At 61.4% G+C, this 24,372-nt stretch carries 22 protein-coding genes and 2 riboswitches; of the genes, 9 read left to right on the top strand and 13 right to left on the bottom strand.

Annotation, left to right across the window (positions count from 1 at the left end; genetic code table 11):
- Positions 1-16: 16 nt before the first annotated feature.
- A complete protein-coding gene (locus tag C2I19_RS09105; RefSeq protein ID WP_233201154.1) occupies positions 17-646 on the bottom strand; it encodes a YceD family protein in 630 nt (209 codons plus the stop codon).
- Here C2I19_RS09105 and C2I19_RS09110 point away from each other — a divergent pair.
- The 3 genes from C2I19_RS09110 to pncB are packed head-to-tail and all read left to right on the top strand — an operon-like array spanning position 639 to position 3,141.
- Positions 639-1,220: a Maf family protein gene (locus C2I19_RS09110; protein ID WP_103902388.1), complete on the top strand. Its 582-nt coding sequence runs from the start codon at positions 639-641 to the stop codon at positions 1,218-1,220. The genes C2I19_RS09105 and C2I19_RS09110 overlap by 8 nt on opposite strands.
- A complete protein-coding gene (locus tag C2I19_RS09115; RefSeq protein ID WP_103902389.1) occupies positions 1,217-1,921 on the top strand; it encodes an SAM-dependent methyltransferase in 705 nt (234 codons plus the stop codon). The genes C2I19_RS09110 and C2I19_RS09115 overlap by 4 nt, the downstream gene beginning before the upstream one ends.
- Positions 1,922-1,932: 11 nt before the next feature.
- The gene (pncB, locus tag C2I19_RS09120) at positions 1,933-3,141 is read left to right on the top strand and encodes a nicotinate phosphoribosyltransferase (RefSeq protein ID WP_103902390.1); all 1,209 of its coding nucleotides are present in this window, start codon (positions 1,933-1,935) and stop codon (positions 3,139-3,141) included.
- Here pncB and C2I19_RS09125 read toward each other — a convergent pair.
- Positions 3,119-3,997, bottom strand: a complete 879-nt coding sequence (locus C2I19_RS09125) for a Rossmann-like and DUF2520 domain-containing protein (protein ID WP_103902391.1) — start codon at positions 3,995-3,997, stop codon at positions 3,119-3,121. The two genes, pncB and C2I19_RS09125, sit on opposite strands and share 23 nt — an antisense overlap.
- 552 nt (positions 3,998-4,549) lie before the next feature.
- Here C2I19_RS09125 and C2I19_RS09130 point away from each other — a divergent pair.
- Positions 4,550-5,632, top strand: a complete 1,083-nt coding sequence (locus C2I19_RS09130; protein ID WP_103902392.1) for a porin — start codon at positions 4,550-4,552, stop codon at positions 5,630-5,632.
- 145 nt (positions 5,633-5,777) lie between these two features.
- On the opposite strand, the gene C2I19_RS09135 is transcribed toward C2I19_RS09130, so the two are convergent.
- The 9 genes from C2I19_RS09135 to gluQRS all read right to left on the bottom strand — a co-directional run bounded on the left by C2I19_RS09135 (position 5,778) and on the right by gluQRS (position 19,003).
- The gene (locus C2I19_RS09135; RefSeq protein WP_158253673.1) at positions 5,778-6,428 is read right to left on the bottom strand and encodes a TetR/AcrR family transcriptional regulator; all 651 of its coding nucleotides are present in this window, start codon (positions 6,426-6,428) and stop codon (positions 5,778-5,780) included.
- Positions 6,429-6,781: 353 nt separating this feature from the next.
- On the bottom strand, positions 6,782-8,365 hold the full coding sequence (locus tag C2I19_RS09140) for an ABC transporter substrate-binding protein (protein WP_103902394.1): 1,584 nt from the start codon (positions 8,363-8,365) through the stop codon (positions 6,782-6,784).
- 94 nt (positions 8,366-8,459) lie between these two features.
- Complete coding sequence (locus tag C2I19_RS09145) at positions 8,460-10,448, bottom strand: putative bifunctional diguanylate cyclase/phosphodiesterase (protein WP_103902395.1); 1,989 nt, start codon at positions 10,446-10,448, stop codon at positions 8,460-8,462.
- Between the two features lie 211 nt (positions 10,449-10,659).
- On the bottom strand, positions 10,660-11,307 hold the full coding sequence (locus C2I19_RS09150; RefSeq protein WP_103902396.1) for a class I SAM-dependent methyltransferase: 648 nt from the start codon (positions 11,305-11,307) through the stop codon (positions 10,660-10,662).
- A 298-nt stretch (positions 11,308-11,605) separates the two neighbouring features.
- Positions 11,606-14,458, bottom strand: coding sequence for an aminomethyl-transferring glycine dehydrogenase (gcvP, locus tag C2I19_RS09155; RefSeq protein WP_103902397.1), 2,853 nt, complete (start codon positions 14,456-14,458; stop codon positions 11,606-11,608).
- A 93-nt stretch (positions 14,459-14,551) separates the two neighbouring features.
- Positions 14,552-14,938, bottom strand: a complete 387-nt coding sequence (gene gcvH, locus C2I19_RS09160) for a glycine cleavage system protein GcvH (protein WP_103902398.1) — start codon at positions 14,936-14,938, stop codon at positions 14,552-14,554.
- 57 nt (positions 14,939-14,995) lie between these two features.
- Positions 14,996-16,084 carry a glycine cleavage system aminomethyltransferase GcvT gene (gene gcvT, locus C2I19_RS09165; RefSeq protein WP_103902399.1) on the bottom strand — a complete coding sequence of 363 codons (1,089 nt, stop codon included), beginning with the start codon at positions 16,082-16,084 and terminating at the stop codon, positions 14,996-14,998.
- A 40-nt stretch (positions 16,085-16,124) separates the two neighbouring features.
- Positions 16,125-16,223, bottom strand: a riboswitch (glycine riboswitch).
- A gap of 14 nt (positions 16,224-16,237) precedes the next feature.
- A riboswitch (glycine riboswitch) is annotated at positions 16,238-16,328 on the bottom strand.
- 174 nt (positions 16,329-16,502) lie between these two features.
- Complete coding sequence (locus tag C2I19_RS09170) at positions 16,503-17,834, bottom strand: amino acid permease (protein WP_103902400.1); 1,332 nt, start codon at positions 17,832-17,834, stop codon at positions 16,503-16,505.
- A 272-nt stretch (positions 17,835-18,106) separates the two neighbouring features.
- Positions 18,107-19,003: a tRNA glutamyl-Q(34) synthetase GluQRS gene (gluQRS, locus tag C2I19_RS09175; RefSeq protein ID WP_103902401.1), complete on the bottom strand. Its 897-nt coding sequence runs from the start codon at positions 19,001-19,003 to the stop codon at positions 18,107-18,109.
- Positions 19,004-19,096: 93 nt separating this feature from the next.
- Here gluQRS and fdxA point away from each other — a divergent pair, with 93 nt between their 5' ends.
- Positions 19,097-19,420, top strand: coding sequence for a ferredoxin FdxA (fdxA, locus tag C2I19_RS09180; protein WP_103902402.1), 324 nt, complete (start codon positions 19,097-19,099; stop codon positions 19,418-19,420).
- A 74-nt stretch (positions 19,421-19,494) separates the two neighbouring features.
- Here the strand turns inward: fdxA and C2I19_RS09185 are convergent, their stop codons facing one another.
- Complete coding sequence (locus C2I19_RS09185; protein ID WP_103902403.1) at positions 19,495-19,809, bottom strand: STAS domain-containing protein; 315 nt, start codon at positions 19,807-19,809, stop codon at positions 19,495-19,497.
- Between the two features lie 51 nt (positions 19,810-19,860).
- Complete coding sequence (locus C2I19_RS09190) at positions 19,861-21,051, bottom strand: sensor histidine kinase (protein ID WP_233201156.1); 1,191 nt, start codon at positions 21,049-21,051, stop codon at positions 19,861-19,863.
- Between the two features lie 142 nt (positions 21,052-21,193).
- Between C2I19_RS09190 and C2I19_RS09195 the strand changes: the two genes are divergently transcribed.
- From C2I19_RS09195 to cheZ, 4 genes are read left to right on the top strand one after another with little or no spacing between them, the layout of a single operon-like run.
- Entirely contained in the window at positions 21,194-22,147 is a 954-nt protein-coding gene (locus tag C2I19_RS09195; RefSeq protein ID WP_103902404.1) for a chemotaxis protein, read from the top strand.
- Positions 22,148-22,186: 39 nt separating this feature from the next.
- Positions 22,187-23,128, top strand: a complete 942-nt coding sequence (locus tag C2I19_RS09200) for a chemotaxis protein (RefSeq protein WP_103902405.1) — start codon at positions 22,187-22,189, stop codon at positions 23,126-23,128.
- Between the two features lie 51 nt (positions 23,129-23,179).
- The gene (gene cheY / locus C2I19_RS09205; RefSeq protein WP_103902406.1) at positions 23,180-23,575 is read left to right on the top strand and encodes a chemotaxis response regulator CheY; all 396 of its coding nucleotides are present in this window, start codon (positions 23,180-23,182) and stop codon (positions 23,573-23,575) included.
- A 45-nt stretch (positions 23,576-23,620) separates the two neighbouring features.
- Complete coding sequence (gene cheZ / locus C2I19_RS09210; RefSeq protein WP_103902407.1) at positions 23,621-24,370, top strand: protein phosphatase CheZ; 750 nt, start codon at positions 23,621-23,623, stop codon at positions 24,368-24,370.
- Positions 24,371-24,372 lie beyond the last annotated feature (2 nt).

The following is a 24,372-nucleotide window of genomic DNA, read 5'->3' on the forward strand; positions in this document are numbered from 1 at the left end:
CTAATGCGAATCCGGGTTACTCGGACTTGGGTCTCTTAAGCGCCGCCAGCACCGCAAACGGATTGGGCTTGTCAGCCTTGGCGAGCGAGAGAGTATCCCTGCCGCAGTCGTCGTGTTTCGGCGAATGCGGCAAGCCCATGATGATTTCGTCTTCGATCAGCGCAATAGCGTCGAGTTCGGGCTCGGCGAGAATCGCATCCAGCGTGTCGTCCTGTTCGCAGGCTTCTTCCAGTTTGTCCTGGCTTGTGAACAGCGTGAGCACCGAATCGGTGTCCAGGCTGAACGGCATGCCGTCCAGACAACGCTGGCAAGTGACGCTCAGCGCGGCGGTCAGACGAATGCGCAACGCGGGGCGCCGCACTTCATCGATGAAACCGTCGAGCTGGTACGACACTTCGCCGGAAGCGTCTGCTAGGTCGCTGCGAATGCGCTCGTCCAATTCGCCAACCGGCGCTTTGCCAGCCAGCGAACGCCCCTCCCGGGCGAACTTGAGCGGATCGATCAAAATCGGTTTAGACATAAACTCCGCATGGTACAATCCATTCCCCTGATTTGTCAAAAGAAACAAGGCAAGCCCGAGCCATCCGCCGCCGCCGCGCGGACGGAGCGCGCCGCGCGGCCGAAACCAGGCAAGAACCATGCACATCGTACTGGCATCCACCTCCCGCTACCGCCAAGAAATCATCGCCCGCCTGGGCCTGCCGTTCAGCGCCGAACCGCCCATCTGCGACGAAACGCCGCTTCCCGGCGAAACCGCGCTGGAAACCGCGGTGCGCCTGGCGCGCGTCAAGGCGCAGTCGCTGTCCGGCAAATACCCGAACGCGCTCATCATAGGGTCCGACCAGGTGGCGCTGCTGGACGGCAAGCAGATAGGCAAGCCCGGCAGCTTTGAAAACGGCGTGGAAATGCTCAAGTGGATGAGCGGCCGTACCGTGGTGTTTCATTCGGCGCTGGCGTTGCATAACAGCCACACTGGCAGACTGCAGGAATGCGTGGGCATCACCCGCGTGACTTTGCGTCAGCTGAGCGAAGCGCAAATCCGCAACTACCTCACCCGCGAGCCGGACGCGCTGCACTGCGCCGGCAGCGCCAAGAGCGAAGGCCTGGGCGGCGCGCTGCTGGAAAAAGTGGAATCTGACGATCCCAACGCGCTGATCGGCGTGCCGCTGTTCCAGCTGATCACCCTGCTGGCCAATGAAGGCGTGGAGGTGCTGAAATGAGCGGCACGCTGTTCCTGATCCCCGCCCCGCTGGGCGACGAAAACATCGCCTGGCTGCCGGAAGGCGAGCGCGCCAAGGTGATCCACATCACCCACTTCGTGGTCGAGGCGGAAAAAACCGCGCGCAAGCACCTGAAGGCGCTAGGCGTGACGACGCCGATCCGCGAGCTGGCCATGAGCACGCTGAACGAGCACACCAAGGAGGCGGACGTCGCCGCCTTGCTCGCGCCGCTGAAAGCCGGCCACGATGTCGGTCTGATCTCCGAAGCCGGCTGCCCGGCGGTGGCCGACCCCGGCGCGCAACTGGTGGCGCTGGCGCACCGCCACGGCATCCGCGTCGAACCGCTGATCGGCCCCTCGTCCATCCTGCTGGCCTTGATGGCCAGCGGCGCCAACGGCCAATGCTTCGCCTTCCACGGCTACCTGCCGGTGGACGCCGCGGAAAAGGCCAAACTGGTGAAGGAGCTGGAACAACGCTCGCGCAAGCACAACGAGACCCAGCTGTTCATCGAAACGCCGTACCGCAACAACGCGCTGCTGGCGCAGCTGCGCGAAACGCTGGCGCCCGCCACCCGGCTCGCGGTAGCCTGCGACTTGACGCTGCCGACGCAGACCATAGTCAGCCACCGGGTGCAGGACTGGCCCAAGGACGCGCCGGACCTGCACAAGCGCCCGGCCATCTTCGTGATCCACGCCGCCTGAGACGCGCAGCCATGTCCAAGACCACGCCCATCATCCACTCGCTGCTGGATACCGACCTCTACAAGTTCACCATGCTGCAAGTGGTGCTGCACCAATTCCCGGCCGCCCATGGCGAGTATGAATTCCGTTGCCGCAACCATCCGGACACGCCGCTATCCCTGCTGAAGGCGCAGTTGGAAGCGCAACTGGACATGCTGTGCCAGCTGCGCTTCCAGCAGGACGAGCTGGGCTATCTGCGCAGCCTGCGCTTCATCAAGAGCGATTTCGTCGATTATCTGGAATTGTTCCACCTGCAGCGCCGCTTCATCACCGTCAGCGAAGACGCGGGCCAGCTCGCCATCCATATCAAAGGCCCGATGGTGCAGGCGATGTTCTTCGAGATCTTCGTGCTGGCCATCGTCAATGAGCTGTACTTCCGCGCGCTGGACAGCGAAGCGGTGCGCCAGGAGGGCCGCCGCCGACTGGAGGCTAAGATAGACGCGCTGGAGCGCTTCCAGCGCGAAGAGGCCGCCGGCCAGCGCTTCCCGCTGCTGATAGCGGACTTCGGCACCCGCCGCCGCTTCAGCCGGGACTGGCAAGCCCACGTCGTGCAAAGGTTGAACCATGCCCTGCCGCAAGTGTTCCGCGGCACCAGCAACGTCTACCTGGCGCGCAAGTTCGGCATCACGCCCATAGGCACCATGGCGCATGAATTCTTCCAGGCCTTCCAGGCCCTGGGCGTGCGGCTCAGAGACTTTCAAAAAGCGGCGCTGGAATCCTGGGTGCAGGAATACCGCGGCGACCTGGGCATCGCCCTGACCGATGTGGTGGGCATGGATGCCTTCCTGGCGGATTTCGACCTGTACTTCGCCAAGCTGTTCGACGGCCTGCGCCACGACAGCGGCGACCCTTATGCATGGGGCGACAAGGCCCTCGCGCATTACCGCAAGCTGCGCATAGACCCGGCCAGCAAAATGCTGACCTTCAGCGACGGCCTCAGCGTGGACAGCGCGCTGGAGCTGCAGCGCCACTTCAGCCCGCACATCCAGGTCAGCTTCGGCATCGGCACCCACTTCACCAACGATATGGGGCTGGAGCCGCTGCAGATCGTGCTGAAGCTGGTCAGCTGCAACGGCCAGCCGGTGGCCAAGCTGTCGGACAGCCCCGGCAAGACCATGTGCAGCGACGAGACCTTCCTCGCCTACCTGCGCCAGGTCTTCAAGCTTCCCCAGTCCAACTAGCCCCCTCCAGCAGCGCGCGCATTTCGCCGCGCGCTGGCTCGGCCAGCCGCTCGCCGGCCAAGGCCAGCGTTTGCAAGCCCATGGCCCGATACGCCGCCTCCGCGCCAGCGTCGGGCAGCACGGCCAAGTGCCCGGCCACCGTGCCGGCATCGCCGCGCAAGACCGGGCCGGTCAAGGCGCGATACGGCCCCAGCGCCAGCGCATTGTCCAGCGTCTGCCGCATCAGGCCGCCCAGCAAATCGCCGAGCAAATCGTCCGGCACGCCCGCCCTGCGCTCCAGCGCCTCCGCCATCGCCGTCAGCGCCACCAGATAATTGGAAGCCACCGACAGGCCGGCGTGGTACGCCGCCTTGCCGCCAGGCGCCAGCCGGAACGGCCTGCCGCCCAATAGTCGCGCCAGACCTGCCAGACGCTCGCAGGCAGCCTCATTCCCTTCCAGCGCGCACAGCGTGCCGGCAAAGGTCTCGACGGCTCGTTGCGGATCGGCGAAAGAAAACGCCGGATGCAGGCTGGCAGTCAGCACGCCGCGCCTAGCCAACGGCGCCAGCAACGCAGCCTCCCCCGCCCCGCTGGCATGAAACGCCACGCTGCCCGCGGGCAACGCATCCGCCTCGGCCAGCGCGCGCGCGCAATCAGCGATCGCCGCGTCCGGCACCGCCAATAGATAGAAGTCCGCCGCGGCCAGCCCTCGCCAGTCCGACACCACATTCCCGGCGCCGATGAAATCGCGCGCCGCTCGCAGCGACGCCTCGCTCCGCCCCGCCACATCCACCATCCGGCACGCGCCGGACAGATGCGCCAGCCGCGCCAGGCTGCGCCCCAGCCTGCCCGCGCCTATCACGCTCAGCTTGACCATATATATACCTCTCCATTCCCCGCCAAAGGCCAGGATCGCAACAGTTTCACTTTGGAATTTCCGCCTTTAAAACGCAATTCTTCATTTCAAAACAAAATCTTAGCCAGACAATCGTCACCTACATGAAACAAATTTGGAATATTTTCTCCATTTACATAGCTGGCGCTTTCTTTTATCATGTTCGTAAGCGAATTCAAGCAGATGCAATCTGCTTCGCCTGGATTCACTTCAAGTCACGTTGATTTTTCAAGCCCGCCCTAGCCGCGGGCTTTTTTTTCGCCCGCAAGCCGCGCCAAACCCAAGCAATCCAATCATCATCAGCCAATATAAGCGTTTGATGCATTTTTGCAACATCAACCCCACCCCAGCGCACACCCATCACAAACCAAGACAATTCAATCACTTACAAAGAATAAAAACGAAAAACATCATTTCCAAAATGGAACATTAGTTGCTTGTCAGCAACACTTGCAGCCACCTGTAGTTGCATTTTCACAACCCAGCCAATAGCATTTGCTCACATTCCTAAACCTAATAAAGGATGACTTGACCATGAAAAAGAGTCTGATTGCCCTGCTGGTAGCCACCCTGCCGGCCGCTGCTTTTGCTGACGTAACCATCTACGGTAAGATCAAGGGCGGCGTTGAAAACGTCGACAATGGCACCACCAAAGTTACCAACGTTGACGATCTGGGTTCCCGCATCGGCTTCAAGGGCGCTGAAGACCTGGGCAACGGTCTGAAGACCATTTGGCAAGTTGAGACCGGCTTCGGCATCGACGGCCAAGCTCGTGATGGCTCCTCCAGCGGCACCTTCGCCAACCGCAACTCCTTCATCGGCCTGCAAGGCAGCTTCGGTACCGTGCGTCTGGGCAACGTGTCCAACTTCCAAGACAGCGACATGGGCACGGTTGACACCTGGGAATACCGCAACAACGCGCTGGGCCTGGGTCTGTTCACCCGCGACGGTGACCGTCTGAAGAACTCCGTGCGCTACGACCTGCCGGCCGTGGTTCCGGGCCTGACCGCCGCCTTCCAGTACGGCACCAAGGAAGACAAGTCCGCCAACAGCACCGCTCGCGAAATCTACAACCTGGGTCTGGGTTACGAGAACAGCGGCTTCTTCGGCAAGTACGACTACGAATACGGTAGCCACGTTGCCGGCGCCATCGCTAAGAGCGATAAGGGCAACCGCAAGCACCAACTGGAAGTTGGCTACAACGCCAACAACCTGTTCGTAGGCTTCGGCTTCAAGCAGAACCAAGGCGACCTGAGCACCACCGCTCTGAGCGTCCTGGCTACTCCGGCTCAAATGACTGCCATCCAAGCCGTAGTTGGCAACGCAGTTGACGTGAAGACCACCGAATACGCTCTGACCACCAGCTACTCCTTCGGCGCCATCACTCCGAAGTTCACCTATGCTCACGGCGACAACCTGAAGGCAAACGGCGCGACCATCGCCAACTCCAAGTACGACCAGTTCGTGCTGGGTGCTGACTATGCTCTGTCCAAGCGCACCACCATCGGCGCGCAATACGGCGAAATCAAGCTGGGCGACAACGCTGCCGCTCTGCTGATTGGCAACAACCAGGACAAGATCAAGGCCTTCGGCCTGAACATGGTTCACGCCTTCTAATTCAAGGGCTCGACGCAAGAGCCTGCGAACTAGACGAAAAAAGACCCGCTTCGGCGGGTCTTTTTCTTTGCCTCATCGCTGCGCGACAGCGGGCGACAAAAAACCGCTGCGGCCGGCAGCGGTTTTCGTCGTTCGCAACAGCGAATCAGAATGGCAGCTGGTACACCGGGTTGCGCGTATCCGCCCCCTCCTGCCGTATCCGCTCCAGCTCGGTCTTCAACGCCGCCTGCAGCCACTGTTCGCGCATCTTGTCGCCTTCCGGATGCTCGGCCAGGGTGCGATACAGCGCCATGCCGTGCATAGTGGTCATCATGGTCAGCAGCGTGGCGAAGAAGCCCGTGGAAATGGCGTAGCGCGGAAACAGCGAGGCCATCATCGCGACGAAGCGGTCGCGGAAATAAGTGCTGGCGCTGCCCAGGAAGATATCGCGCAGGTCCGGCGTGGTGCGTGCCGCCATCAACAGCTCCAGCAGCACGATATGGCGCGGCGCCGTCACCAGCGCCCGCATCAGGCCGACAATGCGCTCCTCCTCCGGCATGGATGGGGACTGCTGCCCGGCCAGCGCCAGGGCGACATCGAAAATATCGTCCACCACTTTGCGGCCCACCGGCAGCATTAGCTCGTTCTTGGTGGCGAAATGGCGAAACAGCGCGCCTTGCGACACGCCGGCGCGATTGCAGATCAGCTGCACGCTGGTGCCGTGATAGCCGCTCTCCATCAGGCATTCTATGGCCGCCTCCACCAGCTTTCCTATGGTGGACTCCCTGCGGCTTTGCTGTGTTCGTCTGGTTTGCATCTTGTCATTTATCATTTATCGGCCCATGCCCGCGCGGGACGCGAGACAGGCCGCGCGCATGCGAGGGTGGGCGCATTCTAAGAACAAGCAAGACACGCCAGCCATCGGCGTTCCTCTCTCCCCTTGCGCGGCCATTCGCAACCAGCCGCTCCCTACATACTACCAAAATCGACCGCCGCGCAGGCAAGACTATGCGCCCGGCACAAACCGCGAATCACCAAGCCCCGCAAGGCTCAGCGACGAAGCGGGCGCTACAGCCCGCTCGCCTTCCCTCATCCGGCTTTCCGATGACAACAATATATCAAAAAGCGATTGCTCTATTTCAATTTATCGCAAGCAATGGCCTGTATCGGCTATTTCAATACCGCTGCGCCAAAATCGACCCGGCCATACGGGCTGACAGCCAGGCCCGACACCTCCTTGCGCGTCAGCGCATAGGCGGTAGGATGCGCCAGCGGCAGCCATAGCGCCTGCTCATGGATGATGCGCTGCGCGCTGCGATACAGCTTGCTCCTGCTTGCGAAATCCGCCGTCTTCTTGCCGTCGCTGATCAGCCTGTCCAACTGCGGATCGCAGTAGCGCGCGAAATTGGTGCCGGACTGCACCGCAGCGCAGGAAAACTGGGGCGTCAGGAAATTGTCCGGATCGCCATTGTCACCGGCCCAACCCATGAACAGCATCTGGTGCTCGCCGGCCTTGCCGCGCTTGATCAGCTCGCCCCATTCCAGGGTCTGGATGCGCAGGCGCACGCCCACCTTGGCCAGATCCGCCTGCAGCATTTCCGCGCCGGCCTTGGGATTGGGATTCAGCGTGCTGCCGCTGGGGCGCACCCACACGTCGACATCGAAGCCATTGGGATAGCCCGCCTGAGCCAACAGCTTCCGGGCCCGCGCCGCGTCATGCGGATAAGGCTGGATAGTCTTGTCGTAGCTCCAGGTATTCGGCGGATACACCAGATCCGCCGCGCTGGCGCTGCCGCCGAACACAGCCTTCAGATAGCTCGCCTTGTCGAACGCCAGATTGATGGCCTGACGCACCCGCGGATTGTCCAGAGGCTTCTTCTGGCTGTTGAATGCGACGAAGGCGGTCATGAAGGCAGGCGTCCGCAGCACCCGCAAGCGGCTGTCCGAACTTGCCGCCTGCACGTCTTGCGGCTTGGGCGACAGCGCGATCTGGCATTCGCCGGCGCGCAGCTTCTGCAGACGCACGCTGGCGTCCGGCGTGATGGCGTAAATCAACGCGGACGCCTTGGGCTTGCCGCCGAAATACGCCGGGTTGGGCAGGTAGCGCACCTGGGCGTCCTTGGCGAAGCTCTTGAAGATGAACGGCCCGGTGCCTATGGGTTTGCTGTTCAGATCCGCCGTCTTGCCGGCCGCCAGCAATTGCGCCGCGTATTCTGCCGAATAGATGGAGGCGAAGCCCATGGTCAGGCTGGACAGGAAGGTGGCTTCCGGATAATTCAGCTCGAAGCGCACGGTCTGCGCATCCACCTTGGCCACCGATTTGATCAGCTTGGGAAACTGCATGGACTGCGCGTGCGGATAGCCGGCAGGCGCCGTCTTGTACCAGGGATGATCCGGATTCAGCATGCGCTCGAAAGTGAACACCACGTCGTCGGCGTTCAGCGGGCGCGTGGGCTTGAAATAATCGGTGCCATGGAAGGCCACGCCAGGCCGCAGGTGAAAGGTATAGCTCAGGCCGTCCGGACTAAGCTCCCAGCTGCTCGCCAGGCTGGGCCGCAATTTGCCGCTGGACGCGTCATAGTCCAGCAGGCGATTCATCAGCACATCGGCGGAAGCGTTGGTCGTGACCAGCGAATTGTACTGCACTACGTCGAAGCCTTCGGGATTGGCGTCAGTGCAGACAGTCAGAGGTTTGGCGGCATGAGCCGCCAGCGGCAGCCAGGCCGCCAGCAGGGCGGTGGTCAGGGCTTTCATCGGATTCTCCTTGCCGCGCCCGCAAAATGCCGGGCGCATGAATGGCCTAGAGTAAGCCAATCCGCAAGGAAAACCAACGAATTAATACGCCTCGCTATAGCACCAATTGAGCAAACAAATGAGACGGCAAGGCCGGGCTGCACAGGAAGCCCTGATACTCCTGACAGCCGCGCTCGGCCAGCCAGCTCAGCTGCTGCGGCGTCTCCACGCCTTCCGCCACCATATTGAGGCCCATCATCCGGCACAAGGTGGTGATCATCTCGGCGATGGCCGGCCGCCGTTCCAGATCGGAGACGAAGGAGCGGTCTATCTTCAAGGAGGTCAGCGGATAGCGCTGCAGATACGCCAGGTTGGAATAGCCCGTGCCGAAATCGTCCACCGCGATGCGAACGCCCAGCGCCCGCAGCGACTGCAAGGTCTGCATCGTCTGCTCGTCGTCGCCCAGCAGCACGGACTCCGTGATCTCAAGCTCCAGCCTGTCCGGCTGGCAACCGCTGTCCCGCAGCACCTGCTCCACCATGCCGGCCAGGGCCGGATCGATGAACTGGCTGGGCGACAGATTGACCGACACCATCAGCTCCAGGCCGCGATCGCGCCACTGCCGCTGCTGACGCGCAGCCTGGGTCAGAATTTGCCTGCCCAGCTCCCTGACCATGCCGCCGTCTTCGCACAGCGGAATAAAGGTATCCGGCATCAGCACGCCGCGCAGCGGGTGCTGCCAGCGCGCCAGCGCCTCCGCGCCGATGATGCGCCCGCTCGCCACGTCCACGCGCGGCTGGAAATAGGCGATGAATTCGCCGCCGTCCAGGCCGCGCCGAATATCGCGCTCCAGCGCCAGCTGCGCCTGGCTGCGCTCTTCCAGCGAGGGCGCGAAGAACATCAGATTATTGCGCCCGGCATCCTTGGCCGCGTACATGGCCAGATCGGCGTGGCGCATCATGCGCTCGATGTCCAGCCTCCCCTCGCCGCACACGCTGATGCCGATGGAGGCGGACACGCTGACGTCCATGCCGCTCAGCCGCATAGGCATGGACAAGGTCTGCAGGATGCGGCGCCCCAGGGTCTCGGCCCGTTCCGCCACATCCGGCGCCGCCAGCATGACCAGGAACTCGTCCCCGCCCAGCCGCGCCACTTTTTCATCATGGCCCAGCAGCTGCGACAGGCGGCCGCTCATGCGGATCAGCATTTCGTCGCCGCTGGCATGGCCCAGCGAATCATTGACGTTCTTGAAGCGGTCCAGATCGATGAACATCAGCGCCACTTGGCGGCCATCGCGCAAGGCTTGCTGCAGATAAGGCAGCAGTTCGCTGCGTATGCCGTTGCGGTTAGGCAGCCCAGTCAACACATCGTGATTGGCGAGGAAGCTGGCGCGGGCCTCGGCATGCTTCAAATCCGTGATATCCACCTCGGTGACCAGCAACGCGTCCTGGCCGGACACGCCGTCGCGGCAGGCCCGCACGGCGATCTCATGCCAGCGCATGCCCTGCCGCGTATGCACTTGCGCCAGCTGCCGCGCCTCGCCGGTCGCGGCGATGCCCTGCTGCAGCGCCTGCCAGTCGCCGTCGTGGATGAAATGCTGGCGCCAGGTTTCGCTGGAGTACGCCACCTTGGCGCGAGCGGATGGATTGCGGTACAGCACCATGCCGGCCGAGTCGTACAGCGTGACCAGCATGGAAGTATGCATCAGCGCTTCGGCGCTGCGCAGGGTGGTCGGATCGACCGACAAGTTGTTCTGCGCTTCGCAGAACATCATCATCCGCCCTTCCACCAGAATGCCGCGGAACACCACCTTCAGCAGTCGGGGCTGGCCCTTGGGATAGAGCGTCCAGCTTTCGGAGAAGACCGCGTTGTCGCGCTCGAAATCCTGCCGGTATTGATTCAGCCGCTGCGCTACGGAAACCGACATATCGCGGGACATATCGCGCGATTGCAACTCCAGCAGGCTGTCGGCGCCCCACACTTCCAGCGCAGCCTGATTGGCCCAGAAAACGCGGCGGTGATCGATATCGAATACCCAAAGCGGCAGGCTCAACGCCTCCAGCATCGGCAAATTGTCTCCCTGCCAGGAGATGACGTTCTTCATCGGCATGATTGCCGTTAACCTTTTATTTATCCATCAAAAAATCGGCTCGCCATCCAAATGGCAAGACCGGGCATTGTAGCAAACCAGCCGCCTGCGCTGCCGAAATTTTACTCACTCCCGCCGCGCGCGATATGGCCGGCGCAGCGGGCATGAAAAAAGCAGGGCCGACGCCCTGCTTTTCAGGTTCAAGTCCCCGCGCGAACCGCGCTTGCTATGAGATCAGCGGCTTGCGGGCGAACAATCTGGCCATGCTGTGGTGATGCGCCCAGCCATGGCTGAGGTCCAGCGCGTATTCCTCTTGGTAGGCCAGAACTTCCAGCCGTCCAAACTGCCGCCGCAACTCGCCTGACTGGTAATAATGCCGGATATAGGCCGCCGTCTCGCTTGCCTTGCCGCCCTGGCCGCTGCAGCCGGGATCATCCTCCAGGAATACCGCGGCAAACAAGAAACCGCCGGGCGCCAATCCCTCCATCATGGAATGCGCCAGCCGCTGTCCGGAATCTTCATTCAGATGATCCAGCAAGGTATAGGCGACAATGAGCTGATATCGTTGCGGCTCGATATCCACTTCGATCACATTGCCCAGATCGGCCACCCGGCCGCTGATGTCCAGATGCTGCACATCGGCCTGCGCGCCCAGCCTGGCAACCGCCTCCGCCGACTGATCCACCCCGCGCATGGAAAAACCGCGGCGCGCCAGATACAGGGAGTTGCGGCCCTGGCCGCAGCCCAAATCCAGCCCGCAGCCTTCGCCTCTCACATTGTATTTATCCAGGTAATACACCAGCGACAAGGCCGGCCTATCTCCGTAAAACGACGCGTTATTGCGATAGAAACCATCAAAATCTGCAGCGCCCATATCATTTGCCCCTGCTCTTATTACCGTCCCGAAATCACCGCCGCCTGTACTTTTTAACGGCGGACTGAAACCACTTCCTAGTAATAGTTCGCATGAGAAATTGTTACCACTTAGATATACTTACGTAAGTATTTACACGTACAGCATTCCCGCCACACCTGATCTCCCCCGTTTCGCCCCTCAAGTCATGGCTAGCCGCGCCAGAGCGCCCCGCCCTTGACCCACGCAAAAAAACAGCCCTGCGGGCTCTCGCCGGCAGGGCTGTTGGGACGGCAGTCGGGACTGCCGCGCCGCTACCTTACATATAGCTTTCCGTGCTCGGGCAGCTGCACACTACGTTGCGGTCGCCGTAGACGTCGTCGATGCGGTTCACGCTCGGCCAGAACTTGTTTTCCAACACATAAGGCAGCGGGAACAGGCCCTGCTCGCGGCTATATGGACGGTTCCACTCGCCAGCGATGTCGGCCTTGCTGTGCGGCGCGTTGCACAGCGGATTGTTGTCCGCCGGCCATGCGCCGGTCTGCACTTGGTCGATCTCAGCGCGGATGGAGGCCATCGCGGCGATGAAGCGGTCCAGCTCGGCCTTGGGCTCGGATTCGGTCGGCTCTATCATCAGCGTGCCCGGCACCGGGAAGCTCATGGTCGGCGCATGGAAACCGTAGTCCATCAGGCGCTTGGCCACGTCCACCTCGGTCACGCCGGAGGCGGCCTTCAGCGGGCGCAAATCGATGATGCACTCGTGCGCCACGCGGCCATTGGCGCCGGTGTACAGCACCGGGAAGTGCTCGCCCAGGCGAGTGGCCAGATAGTTGGCGGACAGCAGCGCGTTTTCAGTCGCCTGCTTCATGCCTTCCGCGCCCATCATCGCGATATACATATAGGAGATGGGCAGGATGGAGGCGGAGCCGAACGGCGCGGCGGACACCGCGCTCTGGCCCTCTTCCGCGCCCGGCACCGAAGCCACCACATGATTGGCCATGAACGGCGCCAAGTGGGCCTTCAGGCCTATCGGGCCCATGCCCGGTCCGCCGCCGCCGTGCGGGATGCAGAAGGTCTTGTGCAAATTCATGTGCGACACATCGGCGCCGATGTCGGCCGGACGGGTCAGGCCCACCTGAGCGTTGAGGTTGGCGCCGTCCATATAGACCTGGCCGCCGTGGCTGTGCACGATCTCGCAAATCTGCTTGATGCCCTGCTCGAACACGCCGTGAGTGGACGGGTAAGTGATCATCAGCGCGGCCAGGTTGGCGGCGTGCTGCTCGGCCTTGGCCTTCAGATCCGCCACATCCACGTTGCCGGCCTCGTCGCACTTCACCACCACCACCTGCATATTCATCATCTGCGCGGTGGCCGGGTTGGTGCCGTGCGCCGATTGCGGGATCAAGCAGATATTGCGATGGCCATCGCCGCGCGACTCATGGTAGCGGCTGATCGCCAAGAGGCCGGCGTATTCGCCCTGGGCGCCGGAGTTCGGCTGCATGGAGATCGCGTCGAAGCCGGTAATCGCCTTCAACTGAGCCTGCAGGCCTTCGATCATCTCCAGATAGCCCACGGTCTGCTCGCGCGGCGCGAACGGGTGCATATTGGCGAATTCCGGCCAGGTGATCGGAATCATCTCGCTGGTGGCGTTCAGTTTCATGGTGCAGCTGCCCAGCGAGATCATCGAGTGGTTCATCGCCAGGTCGCGGTTTTCCAACTTCTTCATATAGCGCAGCATTTCATGCTCGCTATGGTGGGTGTTGAACACCGGATGGGTCAGGATGGCCGACTCGCGCTTCAGCGCGGCCGGGATCGCGTCCAGGGCGGCGGCGTCAAGCTGGGCGATGTCCGCCGGTTTGCCGGTGAACAGCTCGATCAGCTTGGCCAAGTCCGCTTCGGTGGCGGCCTCGTGGAAGGCCACGCCCAGCACGGTCTTGCCCACGCGGCGCAGGTTGTAGCCAGCGGCCAGCGCCGCGGCGTAGATGGCGTCGGCCTTGGGCGCGTCCACTTGCACGGTGTCGAAGAAACGGTCGAACGCCAACTTGCCGCCGGCGCTTTGCACGGCGTGGGCGAAGATGGCGGCCAGGCGATGGATGCGGGCGGCGATGCGCCGCACGCCTTCCGCGCCGTGGTAAACGGCGTACAAACCGGCGATATTGGCCAGCAGCACTTGGCTGGTGCAGATATTGGAGTTGGCCTTCTCGCGGCGGATGTGCTGCTCGCGGGTCTGCAGCGCCATGCGCAGCGCGGTCTTGCCCTTGGCGTCGATGGAGACGCCGATGATGCGGCCCGGCGCCGAGCGCTTCATCTCATCCTTGAACGCGAAGTAAGCCGCGTGCGGGCCGCCGAAACCCATGGGCACGCCGAAGCGCTGGGTGTTGCCCAGCGCGATGTCGGCGCCCATCTCGGCCGGCGACTTCAAGGCCACCAGCGCCATCACGTCGGCGGCGACGGCGACGACGCCGCCCTTGGCCTTGATGGCCGCGATGTGCGGAGTCAGGTCGATCAGATCGCCGGCTTCGCCCGGATACTGGAACAGCGCGCCGAAGTAGTCGCCGTTGCCGGCTTCTTCCGGATGGCCGGACACCAGCTCGAAGCCGAAGTACTTGGCGCGGGTCTTCATCACGTCCAGCGTCTGCGGCAGCACGCGGCTGTCGACGAAGAAGCTGACGGATTTGGACTTGGACACGCGTTTGGCCATCGCCATCGCCTCCGCGGCAGCGGTGGCTTCGTCCAGCAGAGAGGCGTTGGCCATTTCCAGGCCGGTCAGGTCTATCACCATTTGCTGGAAGTTCAGCAGCGCTTCCAGGCGGCCTTGGGCGATCTCAGCCTGGTACGGGGTGTAGGCGGTGTACCAGCCCGGATTTTCCAGCACATTGCGCAGGATGACGTTGGGCGTCAGCACCGGGTAGTAACCCAGGCCGATGAAAGACTTGTTGACCACGTTCTTGCTTGCCACGGCCTTCAAGGCGGCCAGCGCCTCGGCTTCCGGCTGCGGCGAGGGCAGATCCAGGCGGCGGTTCAGGCGGATATCGGCCGGCAGGGTCTGGTCGACCAGGGCATCGATGGACGGCGCGCCGACGACGGCCAGCATCTCGGCGCGTTCTGCGTCGGACGGTCCGATGTGGCGGGCGATGAATTCGTGGCGATTGAAGAGTTCGGAGAGCGACATGCGTGGGACTTTCTTCGTTGCGGCGGCTCATAACAGAGCCGGGCTGGAAAAAACAACGCCCCGGCGTCTTGCGACGGCGGGGCGGTCAGGCGATTAGGCGCCGATTTCCTTGGCGTAGGCGGCGGCATCCATCAGGCCGTCCAGATCGGCGGCGTTAGCCGGCTTGATCTTGAAGAACCAGCCGTCGCCATAGGGCTCGTTATTGGCGAGATCCGGCGCGCCTTCCAGTTCAGCATTCACCTCCAGCACTTCGCCGGCGATAGGACAGTAGACGTCGGAAGCGGCCTTCACCGACTCCACTACGCCGGCCTGCTCTTCCTTGGCCAAAACCGCGCCCACTTTCGGCAGCTCGACGAATACGATGTCGCCCAACAGCTCTTGAGCGTGCGCGGTGATGCCCACGGTCACGGAGCCGTCGGCTTCCAGGCGCAGCCATTCGTGGCTGTCAACGTATTTCAGTTCGGCGGGGATATTGCTCATCTCGGTTTCTCCAGTCGTAGCTATGATCGGGGTTGGCGGCGCATAGCGCCCGCCGGTTTATTCGAATACTTTCTTGCCGTTGCGCACGAAGGGCATCTTCACCACGCGCACATCGGTCAGCGTGCCGCGCAGGTCCACCTGGGCGGTCGCGCCGATGGCGGCCGGCACGCGGGCGATGGCGATGGAGTGTTTCAGCGTGGGCGAGAAGGTGCCGCTGGTGATCACGCCTTCGCCGACGCCCTCCACCACCACCTTCAAGCCTTCGCGCAATACGCCGCGGCCTTCCAGCACCAGGCCAACCTGCTTCATCTTCACGCCGGCGGCCTTTTGCGCTTCCAGTGCCTCGCGGCCGTTGAACTTGCGTTCGGCCGGCTCCCAGGCGATGGTCCAGCCCATGCCGGCTTCCAGCGGCGACACGGTTTCATCCATGTCGTGGCCATACAGATTCATGCCGGCTTCCAGGCGCAGCGTGTCGCGCGCGCCCAGGCCAATAGGCGCGACGCCCACGGCTTGCAATTGATTGAAGAAGGCGATGGCCTGATCGGCCGGGATCATGATTTCCAGACCGTCTTCGCCGGTGTAGCCGGTGCGGGCGTAGAACCACTCGCCCTGGGGCAGGCCCTGGAACACTTTGAGCGCGCGAATGGCATCTGCCAGCTCCGGCTTGATGGAACAGACTTTTTCAATGGCCTGCGGGCCTTGCACTGCCAGCATCGCCAGGTCGCGGCGCACCTTCAGCGCCACGTCGAAGCCAGCCTTCTGGGCCTCCATCCAGGCCAGGTCTTTTTCGGTGGTGCCGGCATTGACCACCATGCGGTAGCCGTAGGAAGTGAGATAGACGATGAGGTCGTCGACGACCGTGCCTTGCGGCGTCAGCATGCCGGAATACAGGGCCTTGCCCTCGAAGCCGAGCTTGGCCACATCGTTGGCGATCAGCTTCTGCAGCCAGGCTTTGGCGTCGGAACCGGTGATGTCGACCACGGTCATGTGGGATACGTCGAACATGCCGGCGTCGCTGCGGACGATTTCGTGCTCTTTCAGCTGGGAACCGTAATGGATGGGCATTTCCCAACCGGCGAAATCGACCATCTTGGCGCCGGCGGCGATATGGGCATCAAACAGCGGAGTACGTTTCGGGGCCGTCATGGCGCGGTTCCTTAGAGAATAGTGTGGATAGCCTCATCAACCACACCCCTCTGTCCCTGCACCTGAGATTTTCCGGCCGGATCGGCCGTTAGCCCCTTCGGTGGACGCCGCGCGGGCGCCGCTCTCCAGATTGCGCAAGCCGGCAGCCGCCGGCCAGATGATACAGTCCTTTTGCCTGAGCGATTAGCGGGTGCGCTTGCGCCTTCGGCGGCGGCCTAGAGCCGCTCTCTCCTGTATGACCCGGCGATTATGGTGGCGATGTCCCCGCCTTGGCAAGCCGTGTTTATTTCGATGTAAAACAGTCAGCGGAAATGTTTTTCAAAGAAAATAATCGCACTCATTTTTTAATAAAATACATTCGAAAACGAAAAAAGCGCAGGCTGCCGCGCTGCGCTTTTCCATCCATTGCCCAATAGGGTCAGACTGCCGAGTGTCGCTCCTTGATCTGCCAAACATAAATAGGCAGGCCCAACAACAGCAGCAGCATGCCCCACATCACGATGTCTGCGCCCGAGCCGTACAAGGCCCACAAGGAGTAGACGAAGCCAATGCCGGCGAAGAAGCCCGGCGCGACATAATCCTTGGGCGCGAACGCTTTGCCGCGCATCAGCATGATGGCGATCAGCGCCATCGAGCAGAAGGCATAAGGCAGCAAGGTGGTGGCGGTGGCCAACAGGATGATGAATTCGAAAATCTTCACGCCGCTGTCGCCGCCGGCATACTTCATCGCCATCAGGATGGTGACCAGGCTGCTGGACAACACCAGGCCGAAGATGGGCACGCCGGCCGCGTTGCGCTGCTTGAAACGGCTTGGGAACAAGCCATCCTTGGCCGCCGCCGCAGGCACGTGCGCCTGCATCAGGCTCCAGCCGTTCAGCGCGCCGAAGCAGGACACCACGGCGCCGAAGCCGACCACCCAATAGCCCCAATCGCCCCACATCAGCTTGGCGGCATCGGCGAACGGCGCCTGCGAGGCCGCCAGCATGTCGGACGGCATCAGTCCCATCAGCGACACGGTGGACAGGATGTACAGCACGGTAGCCAGCAGCGTGCCTATCACCGTGGCGCGCGGAATGGTCTTCTCCGGCTGATCCACATCGCCTGCCGGGACCGAGGCCGACTCCAGGCCCAGGAACGCCCACAGCGTCAGCGCCATGGTGGCGGACAGCGAAGACATCAACGGCTTGTGGTGCGGATTGAAAGCCAAATTTTCCACATGCATGTGGAAAAATCCGATGAAGGTGACCGCGGCCAGCGGCAGCAACTTCAACAGCGTGGTCACCACCGCCACCACGCCGGAGCTGTGCGCGCCGCGGCTGTTGATCCAAGTGACGATCCAGATCAGGCTGATGGCGAAGCCGCCGGCCAGCAGCTCGTTATGGCCCAGCGCCGGGAAAAAGACCTGCATATAACTGGTGGCAGCCACCGCCAGCGCGGCATTGCCCGCCCACAGCGCAATCCAGTAGCCCCAGGCGATCCAGAAACCGGCGAAATCGCCGAAGCCGGCGTGAATATAAGCATAAGGTCCGCCCTCGCGCGGCAGGATGGCCGACAAGCGGGCGAACACCAGCGCCAGGCAGATGGCCCCGCCCGCCGTCAACACCCATCCCAGCAGCGAAATGCCGCCGAACGGCGCCAGAGAGGCCGGCAGCAGAAAGACGCCGGAGCCTATCATATTGCCCACCACCAGGGCGGTGCACATCCAGACTCCCAGCGAGCCTTTCTTGGAAGAGGAACTGTTTTCGCTCAAACCTGATTCTCCATCGCGAACGGAAAGCCGCGCGCCGGCGGATCGCGCCGCGCGCCCAGCATGCGTGAGACAGACGGGACAAAGGCCGACCGCTGGCTCATGGCTTCAACATAGTCGAAGCGAAGACGCCGGGCGGCATGGATAACGGTGTCACGCCGAAAAAAAGGGCGCATTTAAACACAGTTTTGATGTGAAAACATGTCGCATCGTCATTTTTTTTCATGAAAAAAGATGTGTGCGAACAGCGGTTTATGCAAATAAAATACCAAGATTCAATCTAGTCCGATCTGCAGAGGTCCGCGCGGCACGCGGCCTAACGACCAGTTGGCCAAGGCCCAGGCCCACACTTCGCTCAGGCCCTGGCAGTCCTCCGGCGGCGCATGCCCCAGCCGGCTCAGCGCCACACGCAACTGGCGGGCAGCATCCGCGCCGGAAATCGCCGGCGCCAGGGTCTGCTTGGATAGCTTCTCGCCCGCGCCATTGGTCAATACCGGCAGATGGCAGTACTCCGGACGGGCCAGACCCAGCGCATCGTAGACCGCCAACTGGCGCGGCGTGGAAACCAGCAGATCCGCGCCGCGCACGATATCGGTCATGCCCTGTTCCGCGTCATCCACCACCACCGCCAGCTGATAGGCCCAGAATCCATCCGCTCTCAGCAAAATGAAATCGCCGATGTCCCGCGCCAGGTCTTGCCGGCAATCGCCCTGCAGCCTGTCATGCGTCGTCCACTCGCCGTCCTCCACCCTGAGCCGCCAGGCTCGGCCCTCGCGGCCGTCAGGACAACCTTTGCGGCAGGTCCCGGGATAGACATAGCCATCCAGCCCCCGCCGCGCAGTCGCCGCGATCTCCTTGCGCGTGCAGCAGCAGGCGTAGGCATGACCGGAGGCGATCAACTGCCGCAAGGCCTCGCGATACAGATCATGACGCCGGCTCTGATAGACCACCTCGCCGTCCCACTCGAAGCCGAACGCCTCCAGCGTGCGCAAAATGGCGTCGGCCGCGCCCGGCATTTCACGCGGCGGATCGAGGTCCTCCATGCGCAGCAGCCATTGGCCGCCGCGGCTGCGCGCTTCGAGATAACTGCCTACGGCGGTGCTGAGGGAACCCGCGTGCAGCAGGCCGGTGGGACTGGGGGCGAAACGGCCCCGATACGGTGCATGGGACATCTGAATGAAATGAAGCGAAAAGGCTTGTTCGATGATTTCTGGCTAAAATGACGATTGATCCGAACCCGAGCCAGCCTTAAGAAGGATACAAGAATGGCCTACGTTGTAACCGATGCCTGTATCAAATGCAAATACACCGACTGCGTCGAGGTATGCCCTGTGGACTGCTTCCACGAGGGGCCGAACTTCCTGGCGATAGACCCCGACGAGTGCATAGACTGCTCGCTATGCGTGGCTGAATGCCCTGTCGGCGCCATCTACCCGGAAGACGATGTGCCCAAGGGCCAGGAAGCCTTCATTCAGCTAAACGCCGACCTGGCCAAGAACTGGCCCGGCATAGTGAGCCGCATCGACCCGCCAGCGGACCACGCCGACTGGGCCGAAGTCAAAGACAAGCTGCGCTTTCTAGAACGCTAGCAAGCGCGCGGCGTCGCCTCCGCCAGAAGAAAGAATTGGCCAGCCGCCGCGCCGCAGGGCGCGGCCAGCCATCGTCAACCGGCCTGCCTAATCGTAAACATCTTGTTGAAGCAAGCGATCTCGAATACCTGCATCACCGCCTCGTGGCAGTTGATCAGCACCATGGTCTTCTTCTGCGCCGCGGCGCGTTCCTTGAGCAGCAGCAGCATGCCCAGCGCCGAGCTGTCCAGAAACGGCACTTGGTCAAAGTCGACGCGGATTTCCTGCACCGCGCCGTTGTCCAGCAACTCCTGGCTCGCCTGGCGAAAATCCTTGTGCAGATTGAAATCGAACTGCCCAATCAACATCATCGTGCCGACATTCCCCTCGACTCTCACAATCGGTCTCATCGCAGCCCCTCGTCTTTCCTGGATTGATTCGCTGACAAACGGCGCGGACGATCAGCCCGCCCGCGGCAATTTCAACTCGAAGCAGGCGCCGCCCGATGCCTTGTTGTAACACCGGACATCGCCCCCCAACTCTTCCGCCACCTTCTTCACGATAGCCAAGCCCAGGCCAGTACCGCCAGGCCGCGACGTGAAAAACGGTTCGAAAATCCTGTCCATGACAGACGGATCCACGCCTGGGCCGTCATCCTCCACCTGAAACAAAACGGCCTGCGCATCATCCAGCACCCGCAAGGCGATCTGCCCGCCCGACGGCGTGAATTGCAAGGCGTTTTCCAGCAGATTGATCAAAGCCCCCTGTAAAGCCTTGCGATCCACCAAAACCGTTATGGCAGAAACCGCATGCGGATTGCAATCGAAATGTACGCCCTTGTCATGGCACTGCGGCGCCATCACCGCGCAGACATCCTCCAGCAAAGACGCCGGCTCCGCGTCCTCCAGCGAGGATACCTGCCCCCTGACAAAGCCGAGCATGTTTTGTATCAAGCCCTCCAGCGCCCGCATTCTGGCCAGGCTTTTGTCGACGAAACGCGCCCTATCCTCGGGTCTGGGAATATCCTGCTTCAAGTTGGCGGTGTACAACATTGCGCTCGCCAGCGGCGTGCGCAGCTGATGCGCCAGCGAGGCCGCCATGCTGCCCATTGAGGCCAGTTTTTGCTGCCTGGCCAGCTCGCTGGTCAACTGATGCAGGCGCGACACATCGTGAATAAGCACAATTCGCCCGCCTGATGCCGGCAAATCCTGATACTGCAGCGTCAACCTGCGCGCGCCCTCCTCCTCCGCCGAGGCGTAGGTATCATCTGCCTCGCACCGTTGCAGCTTTTCCAGCGCGTCGCTCCAAGACTCACCAATATAACAACCGCTTAGCAAGGACTCCGCAGCCAGGTTCTGCGCGATCACCTCGCCCAGATTGGACAGTTCCACCACGCCCGCAGGCAACACTTTCAACAATAATCCCAGCCTCTCAGCCAACGCGGCGTTCTCGTCTCGTTGTTTTCGCAACTGGTTGTTCGCCTCGTCCAATTGCGCATTCAACACGTTAACCTGAACCTCAAGTTGTCTATATGCATCAATGAGTTGGCTGGAAACCGCGTTGAACTGTTCGAATGCCGCCTCCAGCTGTTGCTGATCGTTCAGGCTTGAAACCATAGCTGCCGCCGCCTCACTGTCATTTGTAAAAACCACTTAAACGGTATGATAATGACCAATCTACGGTGAGCCAACTTGCGACGGGAGCGGCTGCAAGCAAAAAAAACCGGGAAAAACTCATATCTGGGCGTATAAAGGGAAGTAGTGCGCCATTCCAAAAGATGCTGCGGAGGTTTTTGTGTCAGAGCTTCTCAAAAAAATCGACGCCAGAACCAAACTGGCAGGCACCAACAAGCTGGAAATCCTGCTTTTCTCTCTGGGGCATGATCAGCGTACCGGCCGCAAAGAGGTGTTCGGTATCAATGTGTTCAAGGTCCGCGAGGTAATGCGCACGCCGGAGATCACTTCGGCGCCGGAAATGCCTTCCTCCGTAGAAGGGATGGTCAGCCTGCGCGGCGCGCTGGTCCCGGTGATAGACCTGGCCAAATACGCCGGCATCGTCACTAGCAATCGTCCCGAAATCATGATCGTGACCGAGTACAACGGCCACACTCAGGGCTTTCTGGTCGAGGCTGTCGATACCATCCTGCGCCTGGATTGGTCCGCCATGCGCGTGCCGCCCGACATGATCACCAACCGCATGGCAGGCCTGGTGACGGCCGTCACCGAGCTGGATAACGGCACGCTGGTGATGATGATGGACGTGGAGAAAGTGCTGGCGGAAACCAGCGTCATCGACGATGGCCACAGCTTCATCAACATCGAGCCAGTCAAGGAAGACCGGCGCATCTTCTTCGCCGACGACAGCGCCGTGGCGCGCAAGCAGATCGAGCGCACGCTGGAGGCGATGAACATCCGCTACAGCTACGCCATCAACGGCATGCGCGGCTGGGAAGACCTGCAGAAAATGGCCCAGCAGGCCGAGGCGACCGGCCGCAGGCTGTGCGACGAACTGCACCTGGTACTGACCGACGTGGAAATGCCGGAAATGGACGGCTACATGCTGACCAAGATGATCAAGAGCGATCCGCGCTTCGCCGGCATCCCCGTGCTCATGCATTCGTCGCTGTCCGGCTCGTCCAACCAGAAGCTAGGCGAATCGGTGGGCGTGGACTCCTACGTTTCCAAGTTCGAGCCGCAAAAGCTGGCCAGCAAGCTGCGCCAGATGCTGAAGCTGGAACCCAGCAACTAATCACGGCCTTTTAAGAAATCAAGGGATAGGGATCACGACATGCCTAGCACCGACGCCTCCTTGCTCGCCAGTGTGGACGCCAGGACCAAGCTGGCCGGCTCCAACAAAATGGAAATCCTGCTGTTCTCGCTGGGGACGCGTGAGACATTCGGCATCAACGTATTCAAGGTACGCGAAGTTTCGCAGACGCCGGCCATCACCAAGGCGCCCAATATGCCGTTCGGCGTCGAAGGCGTGCTGTCGTTGCGCGGCAACATCATTCCGGTGATCTCGCTGGCCAAATTCATCGGCTATCAGAACGCCGGGAACAAGTTCGACACGATGATCGTGACCGAGTTCAACAAGAGCACCCAGGCCTTCCTGGTAGACTCGGTGGATCGCATCATCCGCGTGGACTGGGACAAGGTGCGCGCGCCGGAAAACATCATGGCGGCCGCCGGCACCAACCAGAACCTGATCACCGCCGTCACCGAGCTGGAAAACGGCAAACTGGTGTCCATTCTTGACGTGGAACAGATCCTGGCCAGCGTCGTCGGCGAACCTCGCCTGCCGGACGTGCCTACCGCCCAACTGGAAAGCGATCAGTACATTTTCTTCGTCGACGACTCCGTGGTGGCCCGCAAGGAAATCACCGGCGTGCTGGAAAAAATGGGCATCAAGTTCCAGCAGGCGACCAATGGCCGGGAAGCATGGGATCGCCTGCAGGTGCTCGCCGGACGCAACTGGGTCGATGGCGAGTGTCTGCACGACTACCTGAAAATCATTCTGGTCGATGCCGAAATGCCGGAAATGGACGGCTACGTCCTGACCAAACTCATCAAGTCCGATCAACGCTTCAAGGGCATCCCGGTTATCATGCACTCGTCCTTGTCATCCAACGCCAACCGCGCCATGGGTTCCAGCGTAGGCGTGGATTCCTATGTCGCAAAGTTCGATCCGGGCGTGCTGGCCGAAACTTTGATTCCATTCCTGCAAAGGTAGTCGCTACAATGTCTGCCTTGATCGAACATAGATAATTCAGGATATACCTCGATGTCAGACAAGAATATGCGATTTCTGGTCGTGGACGACTTCTCCACCATGCGCAGAATCGTTCGCAACCTGTTGAAAGAGTTGGGGTTTACCAACGTGGACGAGGCCGAAGACGGCCAGGTCGCCTTGCACAAACTGAAAACCCAGCACTTTGACTTTATCGTTTCCGACTGGAACATGCCCAATATGACGGGCATCGAGTTACTCAAGGCAGTACGGGCAGATCCTCAGCTGAAGCATCTCCCGTTCATGATGGTGACTGCGGAGGCCAAGCGCGAAAACATCATAGAAGCCGCCATGGCAGGCGCCAGCGGCTATATCGTGAAGCCTTTCACCGCCGCCACCATGGAAGAGAAGATGAACAAGATCTTCCAGAACATGAACAAACCAGCCTGAGCACCAGAACAAGACCGCCCGCGTCAGCATTGAGGAGGATAGAACGTGCCCGACCATATTTTGGAGAATGGAGACTCGCCGGAGCTTGAAGCCCTGTTCGAAAGCATCTCCCGCCAACATCAGCAGGAAGAGGAAGTCGCCGCGGCGCCAGTCGCCGAACAGATGATGGCCGCGCCGGGCGCGGAACCGACCCCTACTACGATGTACGAACAGATCGGCCAATTGACTCGCAAAATGCACGATGCCTTGCGCGACCTCGGTTACGACAAATCGCTGGAGAAAGTGGCCGAAGCCATTCCGGACGCCAAGGACAGGCTGTCCTACATCGCCTCGCTGACGGAAAGCTCGGCCGAGCGCGTGCTGAACGCCACCGACATCGCTAAACCATTTCAGGACGCGCTGGAAAACCAGGCCAATGCCTTGAGCGAGCGCTGGGAAAAGTTGTACGCGAATCTGTTGAGCGTGGAAGAATTCAAGATGCTGGCCGCAGAAACCCGCCAGTATCTGAAGGAAGTACCGAGTCAGACCCAGGCCACCAACACCCAGCTGCTGGAAATCGTCATGGCTCAGGATTTCCAGGACCTGACCGGCCAGGTCATCAAAAAAATGATGGGCATGGTCAAGATTCTGGAAACCGAGCTGGTGCACTTTCTGATCGAGTTTTCCCCGGACAACAAGAAGGGCGAGTTGAACAGCAGCTTGCTCAACGGCCCGGTGATCAATCCGGAAGGCAAAGCCGACGTGGTCACCAGCCAGCAGCAAGTAGACGACCTGCTGGAAAGCCTGGGTTTCTAAGA

Origin of the sequence: Chromobacterium alticapitis, assembly GCF_002924365.1 — a bacterium.
GTDB classification, from domain to species: Bacteria; Pseudomonadota; Gammaproteobacteria; order Burkholderiales; family Chromobacteriaceae; genus Chromobacterium; species Chromobacterium alticapitis.